The organism is Bradyrhizobium sp. USDA 241, from assembly GCF_049739505.1.
Lineage (GTDB): Bacteria > Pseudomonadota > Alphaproteobacteria > Rhizobiales > Xanthobacteraceae > Bradyrhizobium > Bradyrhizobium liaoningense.
On the sequence record NZ_JBMGPZ010000002.1, the window covers coordinates 1,276,188 to 1,290,162 of the forward strand.

The following is a 13,975-nucleotide window of genomic DNA, read 5'->3' on the forward strand; positions in this document are numbered from 1 at the left end:
ATGGAACCTGCGGCCTCTCCCCGTCATTGCGAGCGCAGCGTGGGAGTCCGGATTGCTTCGCTGCGCTCGCAAAGACGACGAAGCGGCATTTCGTTATCTCTCCGCCATGCATATATCGGCTTGACCCGAATGTCATGCTAACCTCGCCGCCATGATGAAGATCGACAAAGCCCCGGTACCCCTGATCATCCCCAACCCCGACGACCCGCGCCTGACCCAGAGCGTGACCGGGACCGACCAGACCGGCGCCAGGGTCGAGATCAAGGTCCCGATGGAGCGGCCATTGACGCTCTACCTGAATGCCCAGGAGATCGTCACCATGATGACGATCGGCGACTATCCCGAATATCTGGCGCTCGGCTATCTGCTGAACCAGAACATGCTGAAATTTAGCGACGTGGTCACCGAGGTCGAATACGACGACGACCTCCAGGTGGTCGTGGTGCGCACCTCCCACCACACCAATTTCGAAGCCAAGTTGAAGAAGCGCACGCAGACCTCGGGCTGCGCGCAGGGAACCGCCTTCGGTGATCTGCTGGAGGCGGTCGAGAGCGTCGCGCTGCCGAAGGCCGAGCTGCGCACCTCCTGGCTCTACCAGATGACGCAGACCATCAACACCATGCCCTCGCTCTATCTCGAGGCGGGCGCGATCCATGGCTGTGTGCTGTGCAAGGAAGGCACCCCGCTCTGCTACACCGAGGACGTCGGCCGCCACAACGCGGTCGACAAGATCGCGGGCTGGATGTACCGCCACGGCGTCGAGCCTGGCGACAAGATCCTCTACACCACCGGGCGTCTCACCTCGGAGATGGTGATCAAGACCGTCCGCATGGGCATTCCGATTCTGGTGTCGCGCTCCGGCTTCACCGCCTGGGGCGTCGATCTCGCAAGGCAGGTCGGGCTGACGCTGGTGGGACGCACCCGCGGAAAGCGCTTCATCGCGCTCGCAGGCGAGGAGCGCATCGTCTACGACCAGAACCTTGCTTATGTCGAGGAGGAGTCGGCTAGGCACAAGCGCAAGGGTGAAGGTGGTGACGACTAGGGTTCCGGCAACGAGCGTTCCTTCGACTCTCGGCGTGCTGCTCGCCGGCGGTCTCGCGCGGCGCATGGGCGGCGGCGACAAGCCGATGCGCACCATTGGGGGGCGTACCATCCTGGAGCGCGTGATCGCGCGCCTTTCGCCCCAGTGCAGCGGGCTGATCCTCAACGCGAACGGCGATCCCGCCCGCTTTGCTGCGTTCGGCCTGCACGTCGTCGCTGACGACGTGCCCGGCTTTCCCGGTCCCCTCGCCGGCATCCTCGCTGCGCTCGACTGGACCGCGACGAACCGGCCGGAGATCGAATGGGTGCTCAGCGCCGCCGGCGACTGCCCGTTCCTGCCGCGCGATCTCGTCGCACGGCTGCATGACGCACGCGCGCGTGAGAATGCGCAGCTTGCGGTCGCCGCATCGGGTAAGCAGTCGCATCCGGTGATCGGCCTGTGGCGCGTCGCCTTGCGCAACGAGCTGCGCCACGCGCTGGTCGTCGAGGACCTCCGCAAGATCGACCGCTGGACCGCGCGCTATCCGCTCGCAACGGTGACGTGGCCGGCGGAGCCGCTCGATCCGTTCTTCAATGCCAACACGGTCGAGGACATCTCCGAAGCCGAGCGCCTGGCGGCGCTGGATGAGGCATCCTAGCAACTTCAAGATTTCGGAAACTCGTTGAGCAGCTGCGACCAGATGATCGCGAACGCGATCAGGCCGCAGAGGCCGACCACGATGGTGAACCGCGGCAAGCGGCCGATCGCGATCAGTAGCCAGGCCGGCACGAAGAACAGCATGAAGATCATGCCCAGCGGAAACACCGCGAGCCATTGAAAGCCGGTGCCGTCCCCAGACGGGACATGAGCGATGAAGTAGAAGGTGTAGAGCCAGAACAGCGTGCCGGCCGCTGCGACGAGTGCAGCAATCTTGCGGAAATTTGCGGATGTTGACGCGGTCATGATCTGGCTCACGTCCCTTGGTCGCTGCGGCGGCCGTCCAAGTTCATGGCCCTAGACCAGACCGCTCCGCTCAGGCCGCCAGCGGTACCACCAGCCCCGTCACCATAGACCCTGCGCGTGCTGGTCCTTTCCTCCAGCCAGATGTTGGCGCGCGAGGTCTCCCGCAAGGTTGCTATGCAGGCCGAAATCCCGCTCGCTCGAGTGCCGCGCGCGCCTCGTCCGAGCCGAGTGCGTCGAGAAAGGCCCGCACGGCCGGCCGGTGTTTGCGCGCCGTCACCAGCGCGAAGTCGTAATGCTCTTCCGCCAGCGGAATGAAACCGAGGCCGACCGCATGGGCGACCGGCGCAATGGTCATGCCCCAGTCGGCGCGGCGCTGGGCGACAGCCGCCGCAACCGCATTGTGCGAACGCGGCTGGTTCCAATAGCCTTCCGGCCGCACGCCGCCGAGCAGCCGGTCGATCAGGATGCGTGTGCCGGCGCCCTGGTTGCGGTTGACCATGATGCAGGTGGAGTCAGCGAGCGCGGCAGCGACCGCATCCTTCGCGTTCAGGCCCTCGAAGCGCGTGTCGCCCTTGCGGAACACGATGCCCTGCATCCGCCGCCAGCCGGGGACGAGCTCGAGCCCTTCGACGAGATAAGGTGTGTTGTAGGTCTCGCTTCTATCGTCGAACAGGTGGATCGGCGCGAGGTCGCATTCGCCGCGCCTGGCCGCCGCAAGCCCGCCGAGGCTGCCGACCGCGATTGAGCGCACCGTCAGGCCGGCATGCGCGAGCGGTGCGGTGACGAGATCGAGGCCAGTGCAATGGCTGCCGACGATGACGAGATCGGGCACGCGCACATGCGGCGTGAACAGCGTCACTTCGGCTTCAGTCCCGGCCGGCATCTGGTCTGCCAGCGCATCGATGCGCAAGAAACCGTCCGCCTGCGCAAATGACGTGATCGCGCCGGACCCCTTGCCGGAGGGATAGGCGATCAGGCCGTCCCTGCCCTGGACCAGCGAGACCATGATGAATTCGGTGCGACCGAGCTCGGAGGCGATGCGCACCGGCACAGTCGCGTTGACCTTGGCATCGGCGCGCGGCGGCAGGCCGGCCATTTTGCGCAGCACCGGCACGATCATGTCGTGGAAGGTGAACATCGCCGAGGTCGGAAAGCCCGGCAGGATCACCACCGGCTTGCCGTCGCACACCGCAAGGCACAGCGGCTTGCCGGGCTTGAGCGCAACACCATGCGCGATGATGCCGGGTGCGCCGAGCCGGTCGATGATGCGATGGGAGAGATCGCCCGCGCCTTTCGACGTACCGCCCGACAGCACCAGCATGTCGGAGTTTGCAAGCGCGCGGCGCATGGCCGCTTCGAGCCTGGCTTCGTCGTCGGGAATGGCACCGAGGAAGATGGCCTCGCCGCCATTCTCGTCGATCGCGGCCGCGACGATGGCGCCGTTGGTATCGTAGATTTCGGCAGGTGCGAGCGGCTGGCCGGGCTGAGCCAGTTCGTCGCCGGTGGAGATCACGGCAACCCGCGGCTTGCGCACGACACTCACCTTGGCAATGCCGCAAGCCGCCAGCATGCCGATCTCACGCGAGCCGATGAGAGTGCCGGCGCGCAGCAGCGCCTCGCCGCGCGCGATGTCGGATCCGGCGTACGAGACGAATTGCCCTGGCGAGACGGCGCGACGGACGTCGATCGCATCGAAGCCCGCCGGCTGGGTGTGTTCGACCATGACCACCGCATCGGCGCCGCGCGGCAGCGGACCGCCGGTGGCAATCGGCGTCGCGGTGCCGCCCGCCACCTGCAGCCTCGGCGCGGTGCCGCAATGGATGGTCTCGCCATTCAGTGCGAGGCGCACGGGCGCGCCCTCGCCGGCCGCCGTAAGATCCGCGGAGCGCACGGCAAAGCCGTCGACATTGGACCGGTCGAACGGCGGCACGTCGATCGGCGCGGTGACGTCTTCGGCGAGTGCCGCACCGAGCGCGGCAGCGAGCTTGCGCGACTCGCTCGGAAGCGTGCGCGGGAACAAGGCCGCCTCGAAGCGCGCCAGGGCCTCCTCGCGCGAGAGTATCCTGAGGAACTGCTCCTGCTCGAGCGCGCTGCGGTCCGGTGATTTCGGGATCATCGTCATGCCAGGACCCATATCACTCCCGCAACAGATGGGCATCGACCGGCGTACCTGCCGCAAATCCCTCGTGACTGGCGGGAATGTGCAGCCACGCGTCCGCACGGACGATGGCCTGAAGCGGCCATTCGCCCACGGCAAGCGGCATCCAGGCGCGATGTTCCCCGGCCAGCAAAGCGATCTCGGCGATGCCGACGCCGGATGCGACTTTTCGCGCAAGTGGCAAGGTCACCCGTCGGCGCGGCCGGCGCGCCGACAGACGATCGACGAGCGGCAGCACGAGCGCGAGCCAGGCCGCAAGCGCATGATCGGGCGAGCCCGGCAAGGCGACGACGGGAACCTGTCCGAGCCGTCCGACCGCGGCAGTGCGTCCGGGCTGGAGCGCAAGGCCGTGCGCCATCACCTCGCCGCGCTGGGCCAGGGCCGTGATGGCGGCGTCATGGCGGCCAACGCCGCTGCCGCCGATCATCAGCAGATGATCGCAAGAGGACGCATCGAGCACATCGGCAATCGATGCTTCATCGCGTGCTCGAGCGTGACGCGTCTCGACGTCGAGTCCCGCCGCCCGCGCGAGCCCGGCGACCATATGCGTCGTTGCCGTTGCGCCCGGAACATTGACAATATGCAGCCGGGGCCGCCGTACGCCCAGCTTCTCCAGACCCGCAACGCGCGCCATCAGGAGATCGGCCGCACCGACCGGATGGCCCTCGGCGCCGGCAGGCGCGCCTTCGGCGATGTCGCTGCCGGCGCGCCGGACGCCCTGTCCGGGCACGCCCTCCGCCAGCACCTGCACGAGCGGCCCCGACACCTCCACGGCATCGGCATCGAGCACGCAGTCGGATCCCGCCGGCATCGCGTCGCCGGCCTCGACCCACACGGGCGCGCTTGTCAAAGGCAGCGGCGAATAAGAGGACGCGCCGACGAGATCGTTGGCGCGCAGCGCCCAGCCGTCCGCGGCGGCGATGTCGTGGGACGGGCGGGCCGCGAGCAGCGGCGTGCCCGCCGCGATGCAGCCGGCCGCTTCCGCGCACGGCACCTCCATCGGCGCGATGGGATCAACGCCTCGCAGCAACGCGGCGAGCGCGGTGTCGAGCGGCGTCAGCGAGGGCGGCAGGCGCTGGGTCATGCGCCATGATGGACCATGCATCGCCCGCTTTGGCAACCGCCGGCGATGCGGGCTTCAACCGCCCGACCTGTCGGAGTTGGGGAAGAACAGCTGCTGCCCGTCGACCTTGTAGCCGGCGATCGCCGTCTGCCCCTCCGGCGATGTCAGCCAGTCGATGAAGGCCTGCCCGAGGTCTTTCTTCACGTTCGGAAACTTCTCTGGGTTGACCAGCATCACGCCGTACTGGTTGAGCAGGCGCCTGTCGCCTTCGACGACGATGTCGAGATCGCCGCGATCTTTGAAGGCGATCCAGCTGCCGCGGTCCGCCAGCACATATGCATTCGCGGCGCGCGCTGCGTGGAGCGCCGAGGCCATGCCCTGCCCGGCCTCGCGATACCAGGCGCCCTTGGCGGCGGCGATGTCGATGCCGGCGACGATCCAGAGCGCGAGTTCCGCGGCGTGGGTGCCCGACCGATCGCCGCGCGTCACGAACGGCGCGCCCTTGGCTTCGATCGCCTTCAGCGCCGTCGCGATGTCCTTGCCCTTCACGCCCGCGGGATCGCTCTTCGGCCCTATCAGCACATAATCGTTGTACATCACGTCGTAGCGCTTCACGCCAAATCCGTCGGCGACGAATTTCTCTTCCTGCGGCCGCGCGTGCATCAGCACGACGTCGACCTCGCCCCGTCGTGCCCCGTCGAGCACTTCGTCGGCGCGCCGCGCGATCACCGTGACCTCGATGCCGGTCTTGTCGCGGAAGATCGGCAGCAGATGATCGAGCAGGCCGGACTCCTGCGTCGCCGTGGTCGTGGCGAGGACGAGGCCGCGGTCCTGCGCGGATGACGCCGCAATGCCCGCGGCAAGCCCGCAGAGCAGCGCAAATACAACGGACAGGCGGCCCATGATCGGGGTTCCCTTGGCTATGACGCGATCATGATGATGAGCGATTGCGCCGCACTCGTGACGCGTTTTCGCGCGGCCCGCCCGGGAAGTTTCGGCAACGCCGCCGAGCGCGCCGCGCGAGATTGATTCAGGATCGTTCACCAAAGCAGAAAACGCGCGTGCGGGATGTATTGCAAAGCGGCGAGATGATCGGGCATGGTTCCCGCCGACAAAAAATCTGAAATGCAGAATTCCACCTGCGTCGGGCGTCAAAAAGAAGCAATAATTTGCATAGGAATGCAGGATGGAATTCCTGACGACCAGTGAAGCCGCCGAATATCTTCGGCTCGGCGAACGCAAGCTTTACGAACTCGTCACCACGGGTGCGATCCCCTGCACCAAAGTGACGGGGAAATGGCTCTTCCCGCGGCACGAGCTCGACCTCTGGGTCCTGTCGGGCCTGGCACGTCCGGCCGGCATGTTGATCGCGGAGCCGCCGCCGGTCGTCGGCGGCAGCCAGGACGAACTGTTGGATTGGAGCCTGCGCGAATCCGGCTCTGGCCTGGGATCGATGAGTGAGGGCAGCGCGCGCGGGCTGGAGCGCCTGCAGCGCAACGAGGTGATGGCCGCGGCGGTGCACTTCCACGCCTTGACCCCCTCCGACGATCTCGCCAGCGATGCCAGTATCGAAGCCCTGCGGGCGACGCCGGACCTGCATGATGTGGTGCTGGTCGCGTTCGTGCGCCGCGAAGAGGGTCTGGTGCTGCCGCACGGCAATCCCAAGCGGCTGCACGGCCTGACCGACGTGCTTGCACTCGGCGCCCGGATGGCGATGCGGCAACAGGGCACGGGCGCGCAGATGCTGCTCGACGTGCTCCTGAAGCGCGCGGGCGCCTCGACGCGCGATTTGCGCCGGATCGAAACCGCGGCCCTGACCGGGCCGGATCTCGCCGAACTGGTCCGCGCCGGCCAGGCCGATTGCGGCATCGCGACCCGCGCCGCGGCGCGCTCGGCCGGTCTCGATTTCGTGCCGCTGGTCTGGGAGAATCTTGACCTCGCGATGCGGCAGCGCAGCTATTTCCGCCCGGCGATGCAGGCCGTGCTCCGCTTCCTGAACGACCGGCGGCTGCACCAGCGCGCCGAGGAACTGACCGGCTACGATCCCTCGCCCGCAGGACAGATCCGCTTCGCAGCCTGACATTGACGCCCGCCCCCGAATAGTTGCAAAAGAAACCAGTTCAGCCGGGCCATACCCGGATGCAACACCGGCCAACGAGCCGGCTCAGGGGAGGACAAGCGTGTATCCAACCAGATTTGGACTGCCGGTCGCGGCTGCCTTGGTGACGGCATTGCTGCCGGGTGCCGCAATGGCGCAGGTCTCCGACGACGTCGTCAAGATCGGCGTGCTCACCGACATGAACGGTCCCGCCTCCGCGCCGACCGGCCAGGGCTCGGTGACCGCGGCGCAGATGGCGATCGACGATTTCGGCGGCACCGTGCTCGGCAAGCCGATCCGCGTCGTGATCGGCGACCACCAGCTCAAGGCCGATATCGGCGCCTCGCTCGCGCGGCGCTGGTACGACGTCGAGCAGGTCGATCTGATCGTCGACGTGCCGGTCTCCGCGGTCGGCCTCGCGGTGCAGAACGTCGCCAACGAGAAGAAGCGGCTGTTCATCACCCATTCCACCGGCACCGCGGATTTCCACGGCAAGTTCTGCTCGCCTTACGCGATCCAATGGGTGTTCGACACCCGCGCGCTCGCGGTCGGCACGGCGGACGCCGTGGTCAAGCGCGGCGGCGACAGCTGGTTCTTCATCACCGACGACTACGCCTTCGGCCACTCGCTGGAGCGCGATGCGTCCGCCGTCGTCACCGCCAATGGCGGCAAGGTGCTGGGCTCGGTACGGCCGCCGCTGGCAACGCCCGACCTCTCCTCCTTCGTGCTGCAGGCCCAGGCCTCCAAGGCCAAGATCATCGGCATTGCCGCCGGTCCCCCCAACAACATGAACGAGATCAAGACCGGTTCGGAATTCGGCGTGTTCAAGGGCGGCCAGCAGATGGCGGCGCTGCTCGCGTTGATCACCGACATCCACGGACTCGGCCTGCAGGCGGCGCAAGGCCTGCTCCTGACCACGTCGTTCTACTGGGACATGGACGACAAGACCCGCGAATGGTCGAAGCGCTATTTCGCCAAGCTGAACAAGATGCCGTCGATGTGGCAGGCCGGCGTCTATTCCAGCGTGATGCACTATCTCAACGCCATCAAGGAGACCGGCACCGACGATCCGCTCAAGGTCGCCGCCAAGATGCGGGAAAAGCCGATCGAGGACTTCTTCGCCCGCAACGGCAAGCTGCGCGAAGACAATCTGATGGTGCACGACCTCTGGCTGGTGCAGGTGAAGACGCCGGAGGAGAGCAAATATCCGTGGGACTATTACAAGATCCTCACGACCATCTCCGGCGACAAGGCGTTCGGCCCGCCGGACCCGGCGTGTGCGATGGTGAAGAAGTGAGATTGGCGAACGGCGAATAGCGAGTGGCGAATGGGGGAACACCTCCATTCGCTATTCGCAACTCGCCATTCGCTATTTCACCACCCCGATCTCGCGAAGATACTTCATCACGCCCGAATGGATCAGCTCGGCCTTCGGCGCGGCCGCGACCGTGTTCGCCGCATTGGTCTCGCAGGCCTGCGCGAGCTTCCTGCACAACGTCGCCTCGACGCCGTGCGTCTTCGCGAGCCGGTAGGCGACATCGTCGGGCAGATCCTCGCGCGTGAGGACAAAACTCCAGGAGCCGAGCGAAGCGATCGGCTCCGTCTGCTTCGGGTAGGAGCCCGCCGGCACGGTGAGCGGCTTCAGGAACGCGTGCCTGGCGCGGATGCGCGTGATCTCTTCGGCGCTGGGCGCGATGAAGCGCGCGCCTGCCGCGCTTGAGGCCACCGCGGCAAAGCCGGGCCAGCCGATGCCGGCGCCCCACAGCGCGGCAACGCGGCCGTCCTCGACCATCGCCGGGCCATCGCCGGCGCGGTCGAGATAGACCGCCCTAAAGTCCTCGTCCTGCTTCAGGCCGAGCCCGTCCAGCACGTAGCGCGCCAGGATCGGCAAGCCCGAGCCTTTCGCGCCGAACGCGACGGGCTGGCCGACGAGATCGCGGATCGTCCTGTAGGGACTGTCCGCGCGCACCACGAACATGCCGGGGTTGGAATAGATCGCGGTGAGGATCTTCAGCCGCACGGGTGCGCGGCCGATGCCGGCGAAGGCCTCATAGGCCGGCTCGCCCGCGACCAGCGCGAGATCGAGCTCGCCTTTCTCCAGCAGCGGGATGTTCTCGTTGCTGCCCCTGGTGTTGCGGGGGGCGATGGACAATTGCGGATCGGCCGCGTTCATCACCTCCGCAAAGGCGTTGCCGTAGAGCGGGAAGCCGCCGCCGGGCGTCGCGGTGCCGAGGCTGATTGTCTGGCTGATCGTCGTGGTCGGAATGGCCGTGCCTCCGGTTTGGCCGGCAGCGGGACTTGCGAGCAGCGCCGCACCGAGAAGGATCATCGCGAATCTCATGGTCGCTCCTGGCGGACCTGCGTCAACACCGACTTGCGACGATATAGGCAGCGACCCGATTTTGTGAAAGCATGCAGCCAACGACAATAAAGCAATGGGAGACGTCATGGTGCGAATTTTGCGTCACGGTTTGTTCGGGCTCGCAGTCCTCTTAGGTCTTTTCAGCACCACCCTTCCCGCCTCCGCCGCCTATCCCGACCGTCCCGTGCACTGGCTGATCGGCTTTTCCGCCGGCGGCCCGGTCGACATCGTGGCGCGGATCATGGCGCAGTGGCTGTCGGAGCGGCTCGGCCAGCAGGTCATCGTCGAGAACCGCACCGGCTCCGGCGGCAACATCGCCGCCGCCGCCGCGATCAACTCGCCGCCGGACGGCTACACGCTGCTGTTCGTCGCGCCCAACAACGCGATCTCGACCTCGCTCTACAAGAAGCTGCCGTTCGACTTCCTGCGCGACACCGTGCCGGTGGCCAGCATCATGCAACTCACCAACATGCTGGTCGTCTCCAACGCGTTTCCGCCGAAGACGGTTCAGGAGTTCATCGACTATTGCAAGGCCAACCCCGGCAAGATCTCCTTTGCCTCGTCCGGCAACGGCACCTCGGTGCACATGTCGGCCGAGCTGTTCAAGGTGATGACGAAGTGCGCCATGGTGCACGTGCCCTATCGCGGCTCGGCCATCGCGTTCCCCGACATCATCTCCAACAAGGTGCAGCTGATCTTCGACAATTAGAGCTGGCCCCGGTTGTTTGGACAGCGCCCCGCTGGATTTAAGTGGATTCCTGCCGGGTTATGCTGAACGCGGGGCTTTACGGTTTTGTCGTTGCGTCGGGAGGGCGTAGCCCGACCAGAGCGACGACAAAACCGTCGGCGACGGTCATGCGGCCATCACCATAGCTTGCGTGCCGAAGTAAGCCTCGTCGGGCGTGCGCCCGTCAAGGCTCGAGTGAGGGCGTCCCTGATTGTAGAAGGCCAGATACTTGGCAATTGACGCTCGCGCCTCGGACACGCTGTCGTAGGCGCGGAGATATACTTCTTCGTATTTGACCGTGCGCCAGAGCCGCTCGACAAACACGTTGTCGCGCCAGGCGCCCTTGCCGTCCATGCTGATGGCGATCTTCGCGTCCAGCAGCACATCGGTGAACTCGAGGCTGGTGAACTGGCTGCCCTGATCCGTGTTGAAAATCTCGGGCCTGCCGTGCTTCGCCAACGCCTCCTGGACCGCTTCGACGCAGAAGGCCGCCTCCATTGTGATCGAGACGCGATGGGCCAGGACCCGTCGGCTGAACACATCGACGACCGCCGCGAGATAGACGAAGCCACGCCGCATCGGAATGTAGGTGATGTCCATTGCCCACGCATGGTCGGGCCGCTCGATCTTCAATCCGCGCAACAGGTACGGGTAGATCTTGTGACCCGGAGCCGGCTTGCTCGTGTTCGGGCGACGATAGACCGCCTCGATCCCCATGCGCTTCATCAGCGTCGCGATGTGGCGGCGACCGGCGTATACGCCCTCCCGCCGCAGCAACGATCGCAGCATACGCGCTCCCGCGAAGGGATAATCGAGATGCAGCTCATCGAGCCGACGCATCAAGGCAAGGTCCTCGGCCGAAACTGGCCGAGGTTCATAGTAGACCGTGCTGCGAGCCAGCTTCAGGACCTTCGCCTGGCGCACGATAGAAAGATCATGATCGCGGTCGATCATCGCTTTGCGCTCAGCAGGCCCGCCTTGGTGAGCGCGCCGGACAAAAAATCGTTTTCCAACGCCAGCTCGCCGATCTTGGCATGTAACGCCTTCAAATCGACCGGCGTCTCGGCCGATGTCTTGTCATGCCCAAACACGCCGGCGGCGCCTTCCAGGAGCTGGTTTTTCCAGATCGTGATCTGGTTCGGATGAACATCAAACAGTTGCGCCAGCTCCGCCAGTGTCTTGTCGCCTTTGACCGCAGCCAAAGCAACCTTCGCCTTGAATGCCGGAGAATGCGTCCGGCGGCTCTTCTTCGTCATCTTCGCTCCTGATTCGCAGCAAGAATCCTCGCCGCTGTCAGGCAGAAAATCCACTCAAGCTACTGTCCGAATTTGCGGGGCCAGCTCTGTTTCTTTGGACGCGGCACGACCGCGACTCCACGTTTCGGCACAGAAATGATCGGGAGTCACTCAATCTTTCTTCAACTTAACCCGTCTTATTCGTAAGAGTGCGCCTGAGGGGTAAAGCGCTGATGCGGCGTAGGATTCGGTTGCGAAGCCAACCCCATCACCTCCAACCGCGAACGCCACGCCCGCCATGACCGACGATACGATTCCGCCCTTCTCGTTTCCAGCCGTTCACGCCAAGAAAGTCACAGCTGCCTTCGATGGTGGGCGCCTAACCTCGAACGGGGGCGTGATGCTTCTGGCGATGGCCGAGCGGCGTCTCGGTTTGGCCAACAATCTGGCCCGGGTGTTCCCGGATCGGCGCGATCCGACGCGGGTCGTGCACAGCCTGGTCGATATGTTCCGCGCTCGCATGTTCGCGATCTGCTGCGGCTACGAGGACGCCGACGACCTCGATCATCTGAGGTCCGATCCGGCATTCAAACTGGCCTGCGGTCGCCTACCGGACACGGGCCGGGATTTGTGTTCCCAGCCGACGCTGTCGCGGCTGGAGAATGCTCCGCGCCTGCGCGACGTGATCCGGCTGACCTACACTTTGGTCGACGCATGGATGGATAGCTACCCGCGCGAGCCGGCATCCGTCACGCTCGACATCGATGATACCTGCGACGTCGTCCACGGCCATCAGCAGCTCTCGCTGTTCAACGCTCATTATGACGAACGCTGCTTCCTGCCGATCCACGTCTACGACACGGAGAAGAGCCGGCCCGTGGCCGTCGTGCTGCGGCCCGGCAAGACGCCGGGCGGCGTCGAGGTGCGTGCCCATCTGCGCCGCCTGGTACGGCATATCCGGACGCGATGGCACAACACGCAAATTACGTTCCGTGGCGACGGGCACTATGCCCGGCCGGAGGCAATGGCGTGGTGCGAGACCAACGGCATCGACTACATCTTCGGTCTGTCCGGCACCAAGCCTCTCGCCAGAAAAGTCGACGAGGTCGCCGACGACATCCGCACGCGACGCGCCATCGAGAACCTGCCGGTTCTGCGTGGCTATACCGAGACGCGCCACAAGGCAAAGTCCTGGGATCGCGAACGGCGCACTGTCGCCCGTATTGAGGCGACGATGCTCGGCCTCGACATCCGCTTCGTCGTCACCAGCCTCGATGTCGGCTCGGCCGAGTGGATCTACGACAGCCTGTATTGCGCGCGCGGCCAAGCCGAGAATCTGATCAAGCTGCATAAGACGCAGCTCGCCTCCGATCGCACCAGCTGCCGTTCGGCGCTCGCCAACCAGGTCCGTCTCGTGCTCCATACGGCCGCTTATTGGCTGATGCTGACCGTGCGCGACGCCATTCCCAAAGCCCGGGAATTGGCCGCTGCCGAGTTCGCGACGCTGCGTCTTCGGCTCTTGAAAATCGCCGCCCGTGTCGTCGAGACCACGAGCCGCATTCGCCTTGCGTTTGCCGCGGCATGTCCCGAAGCCGACCTGATCTGCGGCTTGCCCGGCGCGCTGCTGCCGCTCGGTCCTTGACCGGCGGGGCGTCCGCCCCCGTTCGCCCAACCCATCCCTCAAGCGCGTTGCAAAGTACCGGTCGTCAGGCGGCGAAAAGCCGAAGGCAATCCTGTGCGCCTCGTCAGACAAGATGTGCGGCCGCATCAATCGGGCCAAAAAGCCGCACTCTCACGAATAGGACGGGCTAGGCACCGGCCCCGCCGCGGAGGCCGCCGCTCGCCGGCACGACGTTTGAGGGGGCCGACAGGCCCTCTCAAAGCAAAAAGTGCGAAAACAACCCCATGCACAGTAGAAGACTTGAGCAATCACAGGGGCTTACGGACGCGCTAAATGAGGCGCGGCCGGATGATCGCGAGGTCGTTTGACTTGTCGGGCAAAACAGTGGCAGAATGCGACTATTCCGAATTCGGCGACCGTCACCGCGCCGCGCGTTCCACACACCCCTGGCGTTCCCTCGATCAGCCCCGTTCCACGCATTGCCCGACGCGGGCCGAGACCCGCTTCGCCTTGAAAACGCTTGAGGATTGCACCTCCGCCTCAGGCCCTGTAAACGAACCGCGCACCGTTGCCGGCCGCCCCTGAATCGGCCGCCTCGCGGCGGGGCCTGTAGCTCAATGGTTAGAGCCGGCCGCTCATAACGGTCTGGTTGCAGGTTCGAGTCCTGCCGGGCCCACCATTGAAATCAAGCACTTACAAAATCGGCAAATTCTCGGTGCACAGATTG

Annotated in this window: 11 protein-coding genes, 1 tRNA gene and 1 pseudogene; 7 read left to right on the plus strand and 6 right to left on the minus strand. The window is 65.5% G+C overall.

The window, feature by feature from the left end; genetic code table 11:
* Positions 1-151 precede the first annotated feature (151 nt).
* Positions 152-1,042 (plus strand): formate dehydrogenase accessory sulfurtransferase FdhD, encoded by an 891-nt coding sequence (locus ABIF91_RS07050; protein WP_028181369.1) that lies wholly within the window; start codon positions 152-154, stop codon positions 1,040-1,042.
* Positions 987-1,679: a molybdenum cofactor guanylyltransferase MobA gene (mobA, locus tag ABIF91_RS07055; protein ID WP_162131076.1), complete on the plus strand. Its 693-nt coding sequence runs from the start codon at positions 987-989 to the stop codon at positions 1,677-1,679. Before ABIF91_RS07050 ends, mobA begins: the two co-directional genes overlap by 56 nt.
* A 5-nt stretch (positions 1,680-1,684) precedes the next feature.
* On the opposite strand, the gene ABIF91_RS07060 is transcribed toward mobA, so the two are convergent.
* From ABIF91_RS07060 to ABIF91_RS07075, 4 genes are all read right to left on the minus strand, one after another.
* On the minus strand, positions 1,685-1,984 hold the full coding sequence (locus ABIF91_RS07060; RefSeq protein WP_035677710.1) for a hypothetical protein: 300 nt from the start codon (positions 1,982-1,984) through the stop codon (positions 1,685-1,687).
* Between the two features lie 172 nt (positions 1,985-2,156).
* On the minus strand, positions 2,157-4,118 hold the full coding sequence (locus tag ABIF91_RS07065) for a molybdopterin biosynthesis protein (protein WP_155252042.1): 1,962 nt from the start codon (positions 4,116-4,118) through the stop codon (positions 2,157-2,159).
* A 1-nt stretch (position 4,119) separates the two neighbouring features.
* Positions 4,120-5,226, minus strand: coding sequence for a molybdopterin-binding protein (locus ABIF91_RS07070; RefSeq protein ID WP_028181365.1), 1,107 nt, complete (start codon positions 5,224-5,226; stop codon positions 4,120-4,122).
* A 54-nt stretch (positions 5,227-5,280) separates the two neighbouring features.
* Entirely contained in the window at positions 5,281-6,108 is an 828-nt protein-coding gene (locus ABIF91_RS07075; protein ID WP_028181364.1) for a substrate-binding domain-containing protein, read from the minus strand.
* 283 nt (positions 6,109-6,391) lie between these two features.
* Here ABIF91_RS07075 and ABIF91_RS07080 point away from each other — a divergent pair, with 283 nt between their 5' ends.
* Together ABIF91_RS07080 and ABIF91_RS07085 are read left to right on the plus strand one after the other, a co-directional pair.
* On the plus strand, positions 6,392-7,285 hold the full coding sequence (locus ABIF91_RS07080; protein ID WP_028181363.1) for a helix-turn-helix transcriptional regulator: 894 nt from the start codon (positions 6,392-6,394) through the stop codon (positions 7,283-7,285).
* 100 nt (positions 7,286-7,385) lie between these two features.
* Positions 7,386-8,600, plus strand: coding sequence for an ABC transporter substrate-binding protein (locus ABIF91_RS07085; protein WP_035677699.1), 1,215 nt, complete (start codon positions 7,386-7,388; stop codon positions 8,598-8,600).
* A 72-nt stretch (positions 8,601-8,672) separates the two neighbouring features.
* On the opposite strand, the gene ABIF91_RS07090 is transcribed toward ABIF91_RS07085, so the two are convergent.
* The gene (locus ABIF91_RS07090) at positions 8,673-9,644 is read right to left on the minus strand and encodes a TAXI family TRAP transporter solute-binding subunit (protein WP_424578834.1); all 972 of its coding nucleotides are present in this window, start codon (positions 9,642-9,644) and stop codon (positions 8,673-8,675) included.
* Between the two features lie 106 nt (positions 9,645-9,750).
* On the opposite strand from ABIF91_RS07090, the pseudogene ABIF91_RS07095 reads away from it, so the two are divergent.
* Positions 9,751-10,371, plus strand: a pseudogene (locus ABIF91_RS07095) (Bug family tripartite tricarboxylate transporter substrate binding protein); the annotation flags it as partial.
* A gap of 147 nt (positions 10,372-10,518) precedes the next feature.
* Here ABIF91_RS07095 and ABIF91_RS07100 read toward each other — a convergent pair.
* A protein-coding gene (locus ABIF91_RS07100) for an IS3-like element ISRj2 family transposase (protein WP_129557670.1) occupies positions 10,519-11,648 on the minus strand; the annotation gives its coding sequence in 2 pieces (ribosomal slippage) (positions 10,519-11,396 and positions 11,396-11,648; 1,131 coding nt in all).
* Between the two features lie 277 nt (positions 11,649-11,925).
* Here ABIF91_RS07100 and ABIF91_RS07105 point away from each other — a divergent pair.
* Both ABIF91_RS07105 and ABIF91_RS07110 read left to right on the plus strand, forming a co-directional pair.
* Positions 11,926-13,269: an IS1380-like element ISBdi2 family transposase gene (locus tag ABIF91_RS07105; RefSeq protein ID WP_208086440.1), complete on the plus strand. Its 1,344-nt coding sequence runs from the start codon at positions 11,926-11,928 to the stop codon at positions 13,267-13,269.
* A gap of 582 nt (positions 13,270-13,851) precedes the next feature.
* A tRNA-Ile gene (locus ABIF91_RS07110) sits at positions 13,852-13,927 on the plus strand.
* Positions 13,928-13,975 lie beyond the last annotated feature (48 nt).